This window comes from Pseudoalteromonas sp. MM17-2, assembly GCF_022347945.1.
Lineage (GTDB): Bacteria > Pseudomonadota > Gammaproteobacteria > Enterobacterales > Alteromonadaceae > Pseudoalteromonas > Pseudoalteromonas ruthenica.
Window position 1 is genome coordinate 215653 of the sequence record NZ_JAKRFV010000007.1, and the last position, 15173, is coordinate 230825.

Sequence of the window (15173 nt, forward strand, 5' to 3'; positions counted from 1 at the left end):
GACGTGTTTATGCTAACAAATTATACACCTTGCATCTGAATTGCATTTGAACCACAATAGCTGTACATACATACAGTTATTTGAATTTACCAATGCATCTACTCGACTACCTTGAACAGTTCTACTACCGCGAAGAGTCTTTGTGTCAGTTGCTCGGTGTAGAGCAAGAACAATTACAACACTGGCAACACTTACGCATATTTCCTCAGGCCAGCTATAGCCTTGAGAACAGTATTCAGTGCCATTCTTACCAAGGGATCTTTCCCTGCCAAGTATTTTGGCAGTATTATCCCGTAGCCATGCAAGATTGGGGCAGACAGTTGCAAAAGTCCGATATTGAAAGTGCTAGCACGGCATTTATTCTGTTTGCTCAACGTGCGCAGGGAGCGTTACAAAACTTGCAACAAGACGGCGTATTTATTGATGAGAGCTATACCGAAGACTTTGACGAGCGCCTCACCCACCTTTGGCAACAGTTTCTCACTGGTCAATTCGGCACACAAACTCGCAATGGGCAAATAGAAGAAATCATGCAAATGGATGCATTGCGTTATAGCATTGATACTATTACTGAGGGACTCACTGTTCACGCTCTCGACAAAACCCAACGTCAACAGTTACACCCTGTTATGAAACAGTTTTCCAAAGTGTTGATTCAGCCGCCAAGTCATGAATATGACCAGTCTTTGCGTGCTCGCTACCTGGATAAATTGACCATGAAGTACGATTTATCAGTAAAAATGTAGAGTGGCTGTGCTACATCACGTGCTTACAAGTATTAGCATCAGGTCAGTACGCCTTTATATAACTTGGCGGGCTCAGCCCTGTTTATTTGCTAATGAGGGTGAAAAATAACGCACCCGCCTCTACTAGCTCAGCACTTTAATACTAAACATCGCTGTGCACGGCTTCTGGCCTGCGTGTTGTAATAAACAAGTCAAGCACATTCTTGCCAAGCAAATGAGAATTAGTTGCAACAATATTAACAAGGTGATATGTTATCACATAATTAAGGAGGTATTGCTATGAAACCTAATATTCACCCTCGCTACCAAAAAGTGGCCTTCCATGATACATCAGCTGATCAATACTTTGTTATTGGTTCAACCATTCATACAGACAGAACTGTAACCCTTGATGGCGTTTCCTACCCTTACGTCGCTATTGATATTTCTAGTGCGTCTCACCCCTTCTACACCGGCAAACAAAAAGCCGTAGGTAAAGATGGCCGTATTGCCCAATTTAACCGTCGTTTTAAAGGCTTAGGAGCAAGAAAATGAAAGTATTGAGCTCTTTAAAAAGCGCCAAGAGTCGCCCCGGTACGCAAGTGGTAAAACGTCGCGGCCGCGTATTCGTTATTTGCAAATCCAACCCTCGCTTTAAAGCAGTGCAAGGAAAAGGCGGCAAAAAGCGCAAATAATGTAAAAGTGGTGCGTAAATAGCCAATTGACTGTTTACGTACCAGTCTAAACTTTACTGTTTGTGGCCCTATGCATACACTTAAATCTCTTCCGCTATTGCATGGTCACAATGAAGTATCTTCTGTTTACACTGCTCTGTTATATCGCCCTCGCTTTTATCAGCCCCAAAGTCGAGGCGCAAACTGCATCACCCGCGCTAAAAGTCTACTTTGTGAATCCCGGTCATCAATTTAATAATGCCACGGGTTTGTTTTGGCGTAATGTGAGCTCTGCCATGAACAGCGTCGCAGAAGATTTAAATATCGAATTGACGGTGAGTTACGCCAACCGAAACCACATCTTAATGAAGTCGCAGCTACGCCAAGCAATGAGCAGTGATGCCGACTATATTGTTGTGGTTGACGAAAAGAAGGCGGTAACACAGTGGCTCAATGGCTCTCCCGAAATCACCAAGCCTATTTTGTTTATATTTAACGCCCCAGATGACGAGGTATTAGAAACTAAACCACAATGGTTCATTGGCTATCTTGCCCCCAATAACTTCGACGCAGGCTATCAGTTGGCAAATGCTTTATACCACATTGCGAAGTCGCGCTTTGCTCATGGCACAACCCTCAACTTATTAGCTCTGCATGGAGATTACAGTACCGACTCGGCAATCAACCGCAAGCATGGTTTAGAACTTTTCTTACGCCAGCACCGCGATATTAAGTTAGTGCACAGCGATGTCGCTAATTGGTCTCAAGAGGAAGGGTTTCGAAAAAGTATCCGAGCCCTAGCCCGGTTCAAAGAAATTAATATGGTGTGGGCGGCCAATGACCCCATCGCCAACGGTGTTGTGCGTGCTGCCCGTAATGCTCGGGGAGAGACGCAGCCTGTTATCGGCGGTATCAATTGGGACAAGGTCCCAAGCAATGTCAGTGCAGATGTATCTGTCGGCGGGCATGTACTGTTAGGAGCCGCTGCGCTTATTGCTCTTTACGACGCCCATATACTTGAGCAGCCCTTCGGCTCTGATGCCAATTACCCAATATTCGCCGCCAATGATCCGCAATTTACGCCCCTTATTAATGCGTTGCACAATAAGGGGCTAGGGGATATCGACTTTACTCGGTTTAGCAAAACTGCAGCGCAACCGTTAAATTTCACTTTATCCAACCTCGCGCAATGCTTAGCATCGCGCTGCCCTTAAGAAAAGGAGTATTAATGGTTAGCCGAACAATAGCTCCCAGAAGCCTGGCGGTTCATGCAGCTCGTGATACTTTTTACGCAGCATATCGATGTCTTTGAGAGTTTCACGGGCAGCCTCAAGTTGCCCCTGAGCAAGTTGTTGTTCAGCCGAGGCTATACGCTCAAGCACCTTATCCAACCCCTGTTGTGATTGCTCTGCTGCCTTTGAGAAGCGCGCTCGTTTGGCCTCTTGTACAAGCTCTTTCAGGTCCTTCAGAGCATGACTCATGATTGTTGGTTGCTGCGCCTTCATTGCTTGTTTGTAGCTATGGCCCATGTTTTTCATCACCGCTTCAAGGTCGACCTGCTGAGATTGAGCCTGGGACAAACATGGCAAAGTAAATAAAATAAGGGCGCTAAAGCGCTTTAGTAATGGCAACATAGTTACATCTCTTGTCTTTTGAGTCGCTATTGTACCGATGCATCGACAGGACACAAGCGCCCTGTCAATCCCCTTTACACTTCGCCTCAAGTACTGTCGGTTCACTGTCTGGCTGGGCGTATTGTAAGCGCCCCAGAGCGTGACCCACATGATAGCCATCTAACCCCGCCACTGCGACCGTTTGCAAGCTGTTGAGGTCGATATGGCCATCCTCAAACAAGGCCGGCTGCTTAAGTACCACCTGTTCAATTTCACCGATCAACATGATGGTACCGTTGTACTCTATTGGCTGCTCGCTTAGCAGCTTAACGCTATAACAAAGCTGACTCTCGGCCACACTGGGCGCGGGGCAATCACCTATAAATTCGGCAGTGAGGCCAGTGGCTGAGAACTCACTCTCACCTGCCGGGTATTTGGCCGATGTTTGATGCGCCTGCTGCCAAAAAGACTGGTGAACTTGGTTCAAGGTGTACCAACCGGTTTCCCGAATATTGGCCAGAGTGTGGCGCTCGACCACGTCCGGGCGCATGATCATCCCCACCAGCGGTGGCTGCGCCCCTAAGTGTACCACTGAGCTGACAATGGCAAGATTATGCCGCCCTTGATTATCTGCAGTGCCTACTAAATTGGCACTTTTATAGCCAGACAAAGAGTTAATAAAATGAGCGCGATACCGCGATGGCATCTGCTCAATGTCGTGTTTACTAAAATGCATAAAAACGCTCTAAATAAGTTAAAATTGAATAGCAGATTTGTCCCAATCAAAGTAGCCGCACTCAGGTAAATCCTGTGTTTCCATAGTGAGTTCGCGCAGCCGCTGAGCAACAAACGTAGGCGTAAACAATTTGTGCTCAGGAACATTTTTTTGAAAAGGTTTGGACAGTGGCGTGTCTGTGGTGCCAGGATGAAACAGCACGAACTTTGCTTGTTTGTGGGTGCGGCGCACCTCCACAGACGCGGTTTTCACTAACATATTTAGCGCCGCCTTGGAGGCTCGGTAACTGTACCACCCTCCCAATCGGTTATCGCTAATACTGCCAACTCGGGCACTGAAAATGGTTATCACAGACGGTTCATTACGAGGGACTAGCACCGGTGTATGCTTAAGCCACAACATGGGAACTAGGGTGTTAGCTCTTATCACCTCATTGAATTGCTGTTCATTAAAAGCCGATAAGGATTTTTCAGGAGCCACGCCTTGGCCATGCAAAACGCCATTGCAGATGTAGATATAGTCAAATCGCTGCCCGTTGAGCTCTTTCACCCATTCATCAATAGCCTCATCGTTATAATCAACGAGGGAATGCGGGCTGCGCTCAAGTTGGCTACGCGAAACCGATGTAACCTCCACCTGTTGCTGTTCAAGGTCCTCAATAAGGGCTTTCGCAATTGCGCTGGAAGCGCCGATGATCAGCGCCTGTTTCATGACTTGGGATTGCGACATTGGTTGTTCGCACACTGACTCGGCATTAATAGCCGAGAAACAGGGAGGCGATAACGAGCGAAGAGTCGGTACGCAATATCCGTAAACCATTTAATGACCGGCCAGCGTAAAACTGCCAGCCATCGCATTTTGCCGACTTGTCGCCACACTCGCACCGTGGCATCTAAACCGAGGTACAGTTGCCCCTGCTCGTCCACGGCATGCAAAATACGATTAGCAGCGCTGAATTGCACCTGCGGATAAGCGGCCATGGTTTGACTATCGTGAATATCAATGAGTTGAACTTCATCTCGCGTATCCGCTTTTTTTAATTTCCTCATTTCCGCCACACACAGCGGACATTGCGCATCATAGAATAAGGTGATCATACTTACCTCCGCAAACAAATACGCGCCATAGGTGGGAGAAGATCAAAAAAGCCCTTGGCCGGAGCTCAAGGGCTTGTGTGATGCGTTGGCATCTATCAGTTAACTAGCATTACGCAACGTCGTGGTTTCGCCATCGGCGCGCTCACCATTAGGGGTTAATAAGTTCATATCGTAATCAAACTCATCAACACGAATAGCCAGCTCACGCTTGTTGTTATAGTCAATCAGTGACGCGTACTGCTGCGCGTCAATAACGCTTGCCGCTAACGCATTGTCGAGAGTTTCGCTAAAGCGCACGCCCGAGCGGATCTGCTTCGACTTAATAGCCTTGCGCACTTTCGCTAGGCTGTCTAGGTTAGCCAGTTTTGCTTTGTAAGCTTGCTCATTAATGTCATGGCCATCACCTGGCGTTGGCTTAACGAGATGCGTCAGTTGCGCTTTAATATTGGTATCAAGCTGTGCTTGCTTCGCCAGCTCACGTACCAACTCGTCGCCGATAGCAGGCATTTTGTAGCCATACTGCCATGTCAAAAAGCGCATGAACTTACGCGTACCAGACGCAGGGAAGTTATCCAAAAATGCATGCAATGCCTTTTCCGCCTGCTGCAACGCCCAACGAGTTGCATAGTGGAAGTAAGGAGCCGCTTGCTCTCTATCCTCAGCACTGACTTTTTGCTCATAGTATTTAATGGATGCCATAGCTGCATACATATAGCTCATCACATCACCTAAACGCGCTGACAACATTTCTGCTTGCTTAAGCTTGCCACCTAACACCAGTAGCGAGAAATCGGCGTATACTGCTAAACGAGAGGATAGCTTATGTACCGCTTTTTCATATTCACGCACCTCTGGCAAGTTTGACTGACTTGACGCAGTGAACGGGAGCATGCCGTGCTTAAATGCACGAAGTGCGTTTGCGGTGCTGTAACCCACAGTTTTGCGCAAGATGCGATTGAACGTCGCGTCGGCATCTTTTTCCTGTGAGTGAATCGCCTCAACCATGTTTTGCAGGTACGGGTGACAACGCATTACACCTTGACCAAAGATCATCAGGTTGCGCGTCAAAATGTTTGCGCCTTCAACGGTGATAGCGATAGGCTGCGCCACAAAGCCGCTAGCTAGGGTGTTTTGCGGGCCGCGTTGAATCGCTTTACCGGCTTGGATATCCATTGCTGAATTAAGCACATCGCGACCAATTTCAGTCATGTGGTATTTGGCAATAGCGGTTACCACTGATGGCTTCAAGCCCATGCCAAGTCCTTCGGTGGTCAGCACTCGCATGGCTTCTTGCAAGTAAGTTTTACCGGCAATATCCGCGAGTTTTTCCTGGATCCCCTCAAATTGGCCAATAGCCAAGCCGAATTGCTCACGCACTGCGGCGTATTCTGCCGCGCCTTTAAAGGATACTTGTGATACCGATACGCCCAGTGCAGGTAGTGAAATACCGCGCCCTGCGCCTAAACAGCTCACCAGCATTTGCCAACCACGACCAATATTCTGTTGTCCGCCAATGATGAACTCCATCGGGATAAAGACTTTCTCGCCGCGTGTCGTGCCATTATAAAAACGCACGCCCATCGGGTCGTGACGGTTACCTAATTGCACGCCAGGGTGGTCGTGAGGAATAAGCGCACAAGTGATACCTAGGTTTTCTTTGCCACCGAGTAGCCCATCAGGGTCTACGACTTTGAACGCCAAACCAAGTACAGTCGCGATAGGGGCTAAGGTGATATAACGTTTGTCCCAAGTGACCTCAAGACCCAGTACTTTCTTACCTTCAAACTCACCTTCTTTAACCACACCAATGTCTGGGATACCACCGGCGTCAGAGCCGGCCTCAGGGCTAGTTAGCGCGAAGCAAGGAATGTCGCGGCCATCAGCCAGACGTGGTAAATAGTGATTTTGTTGCTCGTTAGTGCCGTAGTGAAGCAGTAACTCACCTGGGCCTAGGGAGTTAGGCACCATGACTGTCACTGCCACCGCCGATGACTTCGTTGAGATTGTCGCAACGATGGTAGAGTTTGCATATGGGCTAAACTCTAAACCGCCAAACTTTTTCGGGATGATTAACGAGAAAAAGCGCTCTTTTTTAAGAAATTCTAGAATATGCTCAGGGAGATGATTACCCGATTGGATTTCGGTCTCATCAATCATCTCAAGCAATTGTGCCACTGGGCCGTCGAGGAATGCCTGCTCTTCGGCACTCAAGGTTGCCGCTGGCACATCGCGCAGGGCAGCAAAGTCAGGTTTACCCCGGTAAATCGAGCCCTCTAACCAAACATCACCAGCGTCTAGCGCCTCTTGCTCGGTAACAGAAATACTCGGAAGGATTTTTTTCAATTTAGTACGTAAGCTCATAACCAACTCATCAGACCAGTTAATTTACCCACTATTACGGCATAAAAATACAAACAGATCAATTGGTCCAACCAGTTTTTTAACAGAAATTTCAATTCCCGTTTAAGTTGGTGCAATTAACATATTGAAATTAAATGGCTTTAAGCGCACAGTTGTACGCTGAGTTTTTTTGTTATTTACCTTGGTATCGGCTGAGACGAAAAAGCAGGCGGGCTGTAAATCAAAACAATACCCAAACGCTCGGGTAGTTAAGATAAGGAAAAGGCACAGAGCCTGTGCTAGAAGGCACCGAATTTTACTGGGAGTAACTGTACTAACACATCAGGTGCAATTGCCAGCTCAACGCCCCGCTTGCCTGCGCTGACATAAATACGTGGCTGTTGTAGTGCACTTTGATAAACAAAAGTCGGCAAGCGTTTTTTTTGCGCAAATGGGCTGACTCCCCCAAGCACATAGCCGGTAATGCGCTCAACTTCACTCGCACTGGCCATCGCCACCTTTTTACACCCCACTAATTTTGCCAGCGCTTTGGTATCGACCGTGCGATTGACTGTCGTAATGGCGACAACATAGTCATTATTCGCGGTTTTAAGAACCAAGGTTTTGAACACGCTTTCACAATCTAGAGAGAGCTTGGCAACGACTTCCTGACCGTAATTGTCAGCTTGAGGGTCATGGCTAAAACTGAGCAACTCGTATGCGTGTTTGTGCTTTTCTAATAGGGTCACAGCGGGGGTCATAGTGTGTCCATATCTTTATCATCTGTAACTTAAAGCATACTGCGGGGTTAGTTCTTTGTCTATGTTTCAGAACCTAGCTAACTATATGATAACAAGGCTCTTATGTTAACTCAGTGTAACTTTAATCTAAGTTTCATAAAAGCTTCGTTAGGATGTCATGAAATCACTCATAAGGGGTTGTCTGCGTATTGATTAAGTGCGCCTCGAGGGATATGATAATAGCTATCATTTACACTTATACTTTTCGGTAATCTAATTATGAAAACATGGTCACACTCTATAAAACTCGCGGGCCTTGGCCTTGTTCTAGCCTCTGCCGTAGCCACTCAACCAGCCTTTGCAAACGGCCCAATTGGTGAGCACGTAAATCACCTACAGGAAAACTTAAAAGACTATTCAGAAGAAGTTGAATGGATGGTTGGCAAGGTTGATACCCTAGTCAGCAAATATGAACAGCAAGGCAAAAAGTCAGTAAACAGTGATGAGCTCATTGAATACTGGGAATCGGTTAAGTTCCACAGTGCCATTGAAACTAATTATGTGCCGGTTTATGCCTCGATTTGGCAAGGTTTGTATGGTGTAAAAATGGCCATTGATAATGGCGAACCTAGCAGCAACGTGCGTACCCAACAACAAGCCATGAATGCAGCCTTGTGGCAGGGTCTTGGGGCTGTTAAACTTGCCGCGCAGTACCAACAAAAAGGCTTGCTTGAGAGCGTTAAAACCACAGCAACGGAGTCCATGACCCAAAGTGCCACCATTGTTGAAATCAAGCACAAACTGGACCGCGTGGTTGCCAAATACGCAGAGCGCCTTAATGAAGAAGCGACCAGCATTGTCCACGATACCTACTTGCACCTTTTTGAAGGCGTAGAGGGCACGCTGATTGAGCAAGACGCTAACCTCGTTGAAGTACTAGAAAAAGATTTTAACGTTACGCTGCCTAAAGCCATCGCCGATGATAAAGGCGTTGATGCGGTGCGCAACGTTGTCATTGATATGCAAACAAAATTAGACCGCGCTAAGGCGTTGATTGAGAAAGCCGAAAAAGCACGTAAGGATGTATTTTAAGTGAAGCGTAGGACCTTTATTCAAGGCCTAGCTGCGTTAGGGGTGGCTGGCGCCTTGCCGCTGCCTCTGTCACGTGCATTTGCCGCGACCACAGCCAGTCCTGTTTCTGTTGATCAGTTACCGCGTTTAGAGGGGAAGCTGACGCTTTACCTCGGTCGCGGTGAAGGTGGCTTGTATGAAAACGTGTTACAAGCCATCCAAGACAAAAACCCCAAACTAGAGCTTGGGATCCGTCGTGGTCCGACTGCCGCTTTGGCAAATACTATTGTAGCCGAGGCTAAAATGGGCGTGCAGCGCGCCGATTTGTTCTGGGCCGTCGACTCTGGCGCTATAGGTCTGGTCACCGATGCAGGCCTAGCCCACCCCTTACCTGATGATCTGTCTGCCCAGCTTCAGCCCCAGTTCCGTTACCCTGGTTGGGCACCGGTGACTGGCAGGGTTCGCACTTTACCCTACAACACTGAGCGTCTAAGTGTTGAGCAGATCCCAACAGATATTATGGATATTGCCGAGAGCGACTTGAGCATCGGTTGGGCACCCGCTTACGCTTCGTTCCAATCTTTTGTCACGGCCATGCGCCTCATAGAAGGTGATGACAAAACCGCAAAATGGTTAAAGAAGGTGCAAAAACGCGCCAAATCCTACGCTGGCGAACTGGGCGTAGTGATGGCTGTTGAACGCGGTGAGGTAGATATTGGTTTTGCCAACCATTATTACACCTTAAGGTTGAAATCCGGTAAGCCCGATGCCAATTTAGCGTTAGCCTTTACCAATGATGATGCTGGCTGTTTAGTCAATGCCTCTGGTATTTTGGCTCTGAGCGAAGACCCATTAGCAGTGAACTTTATGCGCTACTTACTAAGCGCCGAAGTACAAAGTTATCTCGCCCAAGAAGCCTATGAAATTCCACTTATAAGCGGTGTTTCGCAGCCACAAGGGCTGCCGCCACTGGCTAGTATTTCACCACCCAAAGTAGACTTAACACAACTAGCAGATTTGCGACCGACTCTCGATTTAATGCGCGCCAGCGGTGTGTTGTAATGCGCCTACCTGCGTCTTACCCTCTAGCGCTGCTCGCGGCGCTAGTTGCCCTAACCCCTGTGTATGTGCTGCTGAGCTTAGCGAGTGACGCTAACACCCTATTTGACAGTCATAATCTCGAGATTCTCGGCAACACCTTAGCGCTAATGGCATTGACCGTGTTGGGCTCCATCCTTATCGGCGTGCCCTTGGCGTTTATAAGCGCGTATGTGCACTTACCACTGAAAAAGTTCTGGTTAGTTCTTTTTGCCGCTCCCCTCGCTATCCCGAGTTATATCGGGGCATTTACCTTGTATGCCGCATTCGGTCCCGGTGGCGAAATAGAAGGGTTGTTTGGCCTGACCACCGCGCCTATGTATGGTCTCAGCGGCGCAGCGATAGTGATGACCCTTTATACCTTTCCTTTTGTGATGATGACCACCCGCTCGTCGCTATTAAGCTTAGATGCCAGTATGGTCAACGCTGCGCGCACTTTAGGAATGTCCATGACCGGCAGTATTTTTAAGGTGATTTTACCGCGCGTGGTCAATGGTATCGCCGCCGGCTCGCTACTGGTGGCACTGTATACCTTATCCGATTTTGGCACCCCAGCGATGATGCGCCTGGATACTTTCACCCGTGTTATCTACGTTGAATACAATGCCTTTGGCCTAAATCGAGCAGCAATGCTGTCATTACAGTTAATGTGTATTGTTGGCTTCTTATTGTTTTTAGAATCACAGATAAAAACCGCCACCGAGCGCCATGGTCGTGCGCTTGTCCTGTTCCCCAGTCGCTTGCAGTTAATGGGTTTATTTACCATTTTCACACCTATTCTGATGCTTGCTATTGGTTTGCCTTTGGCTATTTTTATGCTTTGGCTCGCCCGTGATGGCGTTGCCGATTTTGACATAAATATCGCCTGGAACTCGGCGTATGCGTCGATTATAGCCGCGCTCACCGCCGTGATTGTCGCTATCCCCGTTGCCCATGCAGCACTGACCGGCAAGGCCGGGCGTATTATGGAGCGCGTCACCTACTTTGGTTTTGGTATTCCCGGAATTGTTATGGGCACAGCATTGGTATATGGTGGCCTGCAATTACCCCTGCTCTATCAAACCCTCGCTTTATTAGTGATTGCCTATGTACTGCGCTTTCTCCCTTTAGCCGTAGGGAGCATTCGTACCAGCACTGAACATTTGGATGGCAGTTTAGTCAAATCCGCGCGGGTATTAGGTGCTTCTCCGAGGGAGGCCTTTAAGCGCGTGACTTTGCCCCTGACTGCACGCGGCATTGTCGCTGGTGCTGCACTGGTATTTTTAGAGTCTATGCGCGAGCTCGAAGCAACTTTATTGCTTGGTCCAACTGGCTTTGAGACCCTGTCTACCTACCTATGGCGAGTGTATGAGGCCGGATATTTTGGTCGCGCAGCAATTCCAGGGCTACTTCTAGTAGTGATCTCCGCCGGCGGCCTCGCTATTATGCTTTCGGGCGAGAAGCGCAGCAGTTAAACGTGAAGAGGAAACCTAAACATGCTATCTGTAAGTAAGCTGTCTATCGATTACGGTAGCAATCGCGTTGTCAGTGAACTCGACCTGGCCCTTGATAAAAGCGAAATTTTGATGCTCGTAGGCCCCACAGGCTGTGGAAAAAGCACAATTTTGCAAGCCCTCGCCGGGCTTATTCCCATCAGTGAGGGGCAAATCGATGTTGGCAAGTGGCGCGCTACCCCCACGCAAACGGTGCCTCCTGAAAAACGCAGCGTAGGTATGGTATTCCAAGACTTTGCGTTGTTCCCACACCTAAATGTGCAGCAAAATATTTGCTTTCGTTTAAAAGACCACACCCTGGCCGATCATTGGATTGACTTACTTGGCCTTCAGGCATTTCGCGATAAAAAGCCAGCCACCCTCTCCGGCGGCCAAAAACAGCGTGTTGCCCTGGCCCGCACTTTGGCGCATCAGCCTGATTTTGTGCTACTGGATGAACCCTTATCAAATCTAGATGCAGCGCTTAAAGACACGCTACGCTGGGATATTCGCAACGCTTTGAAAGAAGCCGGCGTGCCCGCTATTTGGGTGACCCACGACCAAGAAGAAGCGCTCTCTGTGGGCGACCGCGTCGGGGTGCTCCGCGATGGTAAAATTCAACAGATTGATAGCCCAGAAAAATGCTTCAGCATGCCAAGCAATCGCTTTGTTGCACGATTTTTAGGCGAGGCAAGCTTTATTCGCGGACAACATCAACACCACCAAGCCAGTACCGCGATAGGAATAGCGCCAGTAGTAGGGATTGACGACAGCGCAACGGAAGTAGATGTGTTGCTGCGCCCAGACGATGTGTTATTAGCGCAAGATGCAAACAACAGCAATGGTGTTGTTACTTGGGTCAGGTTTGAAGGCGGCAGCAGACTGTGCGCGATTGAACTGCCCTGCAAAACCACGGTGACCAGCCGCGTGAGCCATGAAATGCTAGTTCGCCCTGGCGATAAAGTACATGTTTCATTAAGCACCTCACACCCATTAGCCGCATTTACGATCCAGAGCAGCACCTAGTTACGGGATAAAGTTCGCTCTCAACGCTGGTTGTGTACTAAGGTTAGTGAAGGTATACGAGCGAGTGGGTGAGAGACAATGCTGAGTCGAAATATCCGCCTTGCCAGCTTAGCGGTCGTGGCGATACTCCTTACGTGGCTGATTTCAGGTGAGTACGATTACTGGCAGCATCAACGTCAATGTGCAGCACGGTGCGAGCAACTAACGCGTAGCGCGCCATCCGTACACGAGGTGAGATACCAAGAAGATGTGCAGTTGTGTCGTTGTTCAGACGTTACAGAACAAGCATTGCTGCTCAATTAGATACAAAAAAAGCGCCTTAAGGCGCTTTTTTACTTTGGCGAGCTCACTCTTACTTGGTTAAGTCATCAAAGAACTTTTTCACCCCGTCGAAGAAACCTTTCTCCTTCGGGCGCCACATACTCCCTAAGCTTTAAAGCTCGCATCAAGGAAAGTGGCTCTTCAAAAAGCTTAGTGCCAAAATTTTGCTCACTAATTATTCGTCCCTGATTCAATTTGCTATTGTTCGTACTCTTTCTTTTAATACGACTACAGGCCAGGTCATATACTCGGCCTCATCAATCAGCGGCCACGATTCAGAGGCTAACCACGGTCCGTGACAATCATCTTTAATCTGCAAAGAAGCCAGTTGGATTTGATCACCATTAATCTCATAAGCGGTTAATACCCCACAATCCCCTAAACCACGATACTTATATGTATTGACTATGCTTCCACCTGCCAAATCCCTACGAATATTCCCCCACAGCAAAGATTGATGAAAGCGATAATAGGGTGCCACATCCAACTTACCCGAGATAACTCTTTCTATGTTACCCGAGGCCCTGTCAGCAGTTTTAAATTGTGGAAAGGAAAGTAAATTAAATTTCCCCGAATTCTTTGTGGTTTCGAGATAGAGTAATTCCCCGAAGTTATTACCCTCCATCGCACAGGTGACAATGGCCAAAAGCCGCTCGTCCCACCAACGGTGAACTGAGTAACCATGAAGTAACTCAACCTCAAGATAAGGTTCCATGTTTTCATCACATCTATCCGGCCACTGTATTAACCGCTTCCACTGCGCGCGTGTTTCCTGCCAGGACAGTTCTGCGCCTTGCTCATTTGCTAATAGCGACTGCCCGAGCAGAACGTAAAAGAATAGACAACGAATTAGGTCTTTCATACTTTTCCTTGTACCAATTCACAATATTATAGGTGCACATTTATAGTGCAGCCCTAATTCAATTGTTACTCCTCTTCCTCTAATACCACTAAAGGCCAGCTTGCATAGTCGCTCTTTTTAATCAGTGGCCATAACTCTGGAGCTAGCCAAGCCTCGGTGCAATCCTCTTTGATACGTAAAGACGCCACCTGAGGCTGCCCCTCAACAATTTGGTAGGAAGTCAATATGCCGCAGCCTCCTGCACCACGATAGCGGTTCTCATTGGTAATGGTATCACCCGACATATCAGTTAAGATGCTGCCCCACACCAAAGGGCGCTGGAATTGGTAATAAGGTGCTGTCCCCAATTGACCTGATAGCACTTTTGCAATCATGGACTCTGCAGACCCTGCGGAAATAAATTGTGGGAAGACAAGCAAGGTAAACTGATTCGACGCTTTCTCCGTCTCAAGATAAAATATGACGCCGAGATTATAGGTGCCTCTTGTACAGACAACCTGAACCAAACGTCGACCTTGAGACCATGGATGAACCCAGAAGCCTTTAAAATGTTTGGAGAAACTTATGTCACTAACTCCTTCATCGCAAGCATCTGGCCATTGTATTATCTGCTTCCATTGGGCCCGAGTTTGCGGCTCAATAACTGTGCTATTGTCGCGCTTATTATTTTGTTGCTGACTAAGCTGGTTGCTAGGTGCGGCAAAGCAAGCTGAGAGGAATAAAAAACTTGCAGCTAACAGTACCCACATACAGTATTTAGACATAATCTGTGACCCTTATTTAGTTCAGCGAATAGCAGTAATTGGCTGGGCGGCCAGCCGTAGTAAAAACTCTATCTTATTAGCGTATTCCGCTATTTTCTCCGCCTTATCTTGCCCATTTATAATACGTCTTGCATTTTTGTAATCTGTTTTTGCAATATTGATATAGTGCGACAATTTTTTTCTGGTGAATGAACCATAACGCATACCATAAGAGATAACCTTATAGGCAATATCTTTTTGTAACGCTAAATCAGGATCTATATACAACTTATTGTCATATCCAAGTGCTTTTCCTATTTCCAAGTAATTATCTTCCCATGTAAGCTGACAGTAACCACGGCCATAATAAATATTTTTATATTTCTTATTCTTTTTACCACGAATACCATGGCTATCTATCACTTCAATTTCGATGCCATAAAGTTTACCTTGTCCCAGAAGATTCTCTCTACATGGTATAAATGAGAATTCTGTTTCAATATAGACTGTAGCCAGCATATAAGCGGCCCATCGCAAATCAGTAACGTCAGCGTCACCCGAATTCAGATAATAAGTGCACCACTCATGGTTAAGAGGTGACAGACGATCAACTGCCTGTTGGTGGTATTCTAATGTCGCCAAACAAAAAGAGTAT

Annotated in this window: 18 protein-coding genes; 9 read left to right on the plus strand and 9 right to left on the minus strand. The window is 47.5% G+C overall.

The features are described from left to right. Positions 1-92 precede the first annotated feature (92 nt). From MHM93_RS08560 to MHM93_RS08575, 4 genes are all read left to right on the plus strand, one after another. Positions 93-746 (plus strand): DUF6058 family natural product biosynthesis protein, encoded by a 654-nt coding sequence (locus MHM93_RS08560; RefSeq protein WP_239448688.1) that lies wholly within the window; start codon positions 93-95, stop codon positions 744-746. Positions 747-1025: 279 nt separating this feature from the next. Beyond that, positions 1026-1280: a type B 50S ribosomal protein L31 gene (locus tag MHM93_RS08565; RefSeq protein WP_022945176.1), complete on the plus strand. Its 255-nt coding sequence runs from the start codon at positions 1026-1028 to the stop codon at positions 1278-1280. Continuing rightward, a complete protein-coding gene (gene ykgO, locus MHM93_RS08570; protein WP_022945177.1) occupies positions 1277-1420 on the plus strand; it encodes a type B 50S ribosomal protein L36 in 144 nt (47 codons plus the stop codon). Before MHM93_RS08565 ends, ykgO begins: the two co-directional genes overlap by 4 nt. Before the next feature lie 110 nt (positions 1421-1530). Beyond that, a complete protein-coding gene (locus MHM93_RS08575) occupies positions 1531-2613 on the plus strand; it encodes a substrate-binding domain-containing protein (protein ID WP_239448689.1) in 1083 nt (360 codons plus the stop codon). Positions 2614-2631: 18 nt separating this feature from the next. Here MHM93_RS08575 and MHM93_RS08580 read toward each other — a convergent pair whose 3' ends face one another. The 6 genes from MHM93_RS08580 to ybaK form a co-directional block, all read right to left on the minus strand. Then, positions 2632-3033 carry a cytochrome b562 gene (locus MHM93_RS08580; RefSeq protein WP_239448690.1) on the minus strand — a complete coding sequence of 134 codons (402 nt, stop codon included), beginning with the start codon at positions 3031-3033 and terminating at the stop codon, positions 2632-2634. Between the two features lie 64 nt (positions 3034-3097). Further along, the gene (locus tag MHM93_RS08585) at positions 3098-3748 is read right to left on the minus strand and encodes a flavin reductase (protein WP_239448691.1); all 651 of its coding nucleotides are present in this window, start codon (positions 3746-3748) and stop codon (positions 3098-3100) included. 18 nt (positions 3749-3766) lie between these two features. Continuing rightward, positions 3767-4477 (minus strand): SDR family NAD(P)-dependent oxidoreductase, encoded by a 711-nt coding sequence (locus tag MHM93_RS08590; RefSeq protein ID WP_239448692.1) that lies wholly within the window; start codon positions 4475-4477, stop codon positions 3767-3769. After that, the gene (locus tag MHM93_RS08595; protein ID WP_239448693.1) at positions 4456-4845 is read right to left on the minus strand and encodes a DUF393 domain-containing protein; all 390 of its coding nucleotides are present in this window, start codon (positions 4843-4845) and stop codon (positions 4456-4458) included. The genes MHM93_RS08590 and MHM93_RS08595 overlap by 22 nt, the downstream gene beginning before the upstream one ends. 99 nt (positions 4846-4944) lie before the next feature. Further along, positions 4945-7206, minus strand: a complete 2262-nt coding sequence (locus MHM93_RS08600) for an acyl-CoA dehydrogenase (protein WP_239448694.1) — start codon at positions 7204-7206, stop codon at positions 4945-4947. Positions 7207-7484: 278 nt separating this feature from the next. Then, the gene (gene ybaK, locus MHM93_RS08605; RefSeq protein ID WP_138508305.1) at positions 7485-7946 is read right to left on the minus strand and encodes a Cys-tRNA(Pro) deacylase; all 462 of its coding nucleotides are present in this window, start codon (positions 7944-7946) and stop codon (positions 7485-7487) included. A 258-nt stretch (positions 7947-8204) separates the two neighbouring features. Between ybaK and MHM93_RS08610 the strand changes: the two genes are divergently transcribed. From MHM93_RS08610 to MHM93_RS08630, 5 genes are all read left to right on the plus strand, one after another. Further along, positions 8205-9017: a hypothetical protein gene (locus MHM93_RS08610; protein ID WP_045979908.1), complete on the plus strand. Its 813-nt coding sequence runs from the start codon at positions 8205-8207 to the stop codon at positions 9015-9017. Then, positions 9018-10058 carry an ABC transporter substrate-binding protein gene (locus MHM93_RS08615; protein WP_239448695.1) on the plus strand — a complete coding sequence of 347 codons (1041 nt, stop codon included), beginning with the start codon at positions 9018-9020 and terminating at the stop codon, positions 10056-10058. Then, positions 10058-11548 (plus strand): iron ABC transporter permease, encoded by a 1491-nt coding sequence (locus MHM93_RS08620; protein WP_239448696.1) that lies wholly within the window; start codon positions 10058-10060, stop codon positions 11546-11548. Before MHM93_RS08615 ends, MHM93_RS08620 begins: the two co-directional genes overlap by 1 nt. A 21-nt stretch (positions 11549-11569) precedes the next feature. Next, positions 11570-12592, plus strand: a complete 1023-nt coding sequence (locus MHM93_RS08625) for an ABC transporter ATP-binding protein (protein WP_138548311.1) — start codon at positions 11570-11572, stop codon at positions 12590-12592. Positions 12593-12670: 78 nt separating this feature from the next. Beyond that, positions 12671-12895, plus strand: coding sequence for a hypothetical protein (locus MHM93_RS08630; protein ID WP_239448697.1), 225 nt, complete (start codon positions 12671-12673; stop codon positions 12893-12895). Between the two features lie 208 nt (positions 12896-13103). Here the strand turns inward: MHM93_RS08630 and MHM93_RS08635 are convergent, their stop codons facing one another. From MHM93_RS08635 to MHM93_RS08645, 3 genes are all read right to left on the minus strand, one after another. Continuing rightward, the gene (locus MHM93_RS08635; protein WP_239448698.1) at positions 13104-13775 is read right to left on the minus strand and encodes a DUF1176 domain-containing protein; all 672 of its coding nucleotides are present in this window, start codon (positions 13773-13775) and stop codon (positions 13104-13106) included. A 65-nt stretch (positions 13776-13840) separates the two neighbouring features. Continuing rightward, on the minus strand, positions 13841-14539 hold the full coding sequence (locus MHM93_RS08640) for a hypothetical protein (protein WP_239448699.1): 699 nt from the start codon (positions 14537-14539) through the stop codon (positions 13841-13843). A gap of 21 nt (positions 14540-14560) precedes the next feature. Beyond that, positions 14561-15173, minus strand: a 613-nt coding sequence (locus MHM93_RS08645) for a hypothetical protein (protein ID WP_239448700.1), incomplete at its 5' end; no start/stop codon positions are given.

Coding starts and splice junctions, on each gene's coding strand:
- MHM93_RS08560 (WP_239448688.1), top strand. CDS start 93: ATGCATCTACTCGACTACCTTGAACAGTTCTACTACCGCGAAGAGTCT.
- MHM93_RS08565 (WP_022945176.1), top strand. CDS start 1,026: ATGAAACCTAATATTCACCCTCGCTACCAAAAAGTGGCCTTCCATGAT.
- ykgO (WP_022945177.1), top strand. CDS start 1,277: ATGAAAGTATTGAGCTCTTTAAAAAGCGCCAAGAGTCGCCCCGGTACG.
- MHM93_RS08575 (WP_239448689.1), top strand. CDS start 1,531: ATGAAGTATCTTCTGTTTACACTGCTCTGTTATATCGCCCTCGCTTTT.
- MHM93_RS08580 (WP_239448690.1), bottom strand. CDS start 3,033: ATGTTGCCATTACTAAAGCGCTTTAGCGCCCTTATTTTATTTACTTTG.
- MHM93_RS08585 (WP_239448691.1), bottom strand. CDS start 3,748: ATGCATTTTAGTAAACACGACATTGAGCAGATGCCATCGCGGTATCGC.
- MHM93_RS08590 (WP_239448692.1), bottom strand. CDS start 4,477: ATGTCGCAATCCCAAGTCATGAAACAGGCGCTGATCATCGGCGCTTCC.
- MHM93_RS08595 (WP_239448693.1), bottom strand. CDS start 4,845: ATGATCACCTTATTCTATGATGCGCAATGTCCGCTGTGTGTGGCGGAA.
- MHM93_RS08600 (WP_239448694.1), bottom strand. CDS start 7,206: ATGAGCTTACGTACTAAATTGAAAAAAATCCTTCCGAGTATTTCTGTT.
- ybaK (WP_138508305.1), bottom strand. CDS start 7,946: ATGACCCCCGCTGTGACCCTATTAGAAAAGCACAAACACGCATACGAG.
- MHM93_RS08610 (WP_045979908.1), top strand. CDS start 8,205: ATGAAAACATGGTCACACTCTATAAAACTCGCGGGCCTTGGCCTTGTT.
- MHM93_RS08620 (WP_239448696.1), top strand. CDS start 10,058: ATGCGCCTACCTGCGTCTTACCCTCTAGCGCTGCTCGCGGCGCTAGTT.
- MHM93_RS08625 (WP_138548311.1), top strand. CDS start 11,570: ATGCTATCTGTAAGTAAGCTGTCTATCGATTACGGTAGCAATCGCGTT.
- MHM93_RS08630 (WP_239448697.1), top strand. CDS start 12,671: ATGCTGAGTCGAAATATCCGCCTTGCCAGCTTAGCGGTCGTGGCGATA.
- MHM93_RS08635 (WP_239448698.1), bottom strand. CDS start 13,775: ATGAAAGACCTAATTCGTTGTCTATTCTTTTACGTTCTGCTCGGGCAG.
- MHM93_RS08640 (WP_239448699.1), bottom strand. CDS start 14,539: ATGTCTAAATACTGTATGTGGGTACTGTTAGCTGCAAGTTTTTTATTC.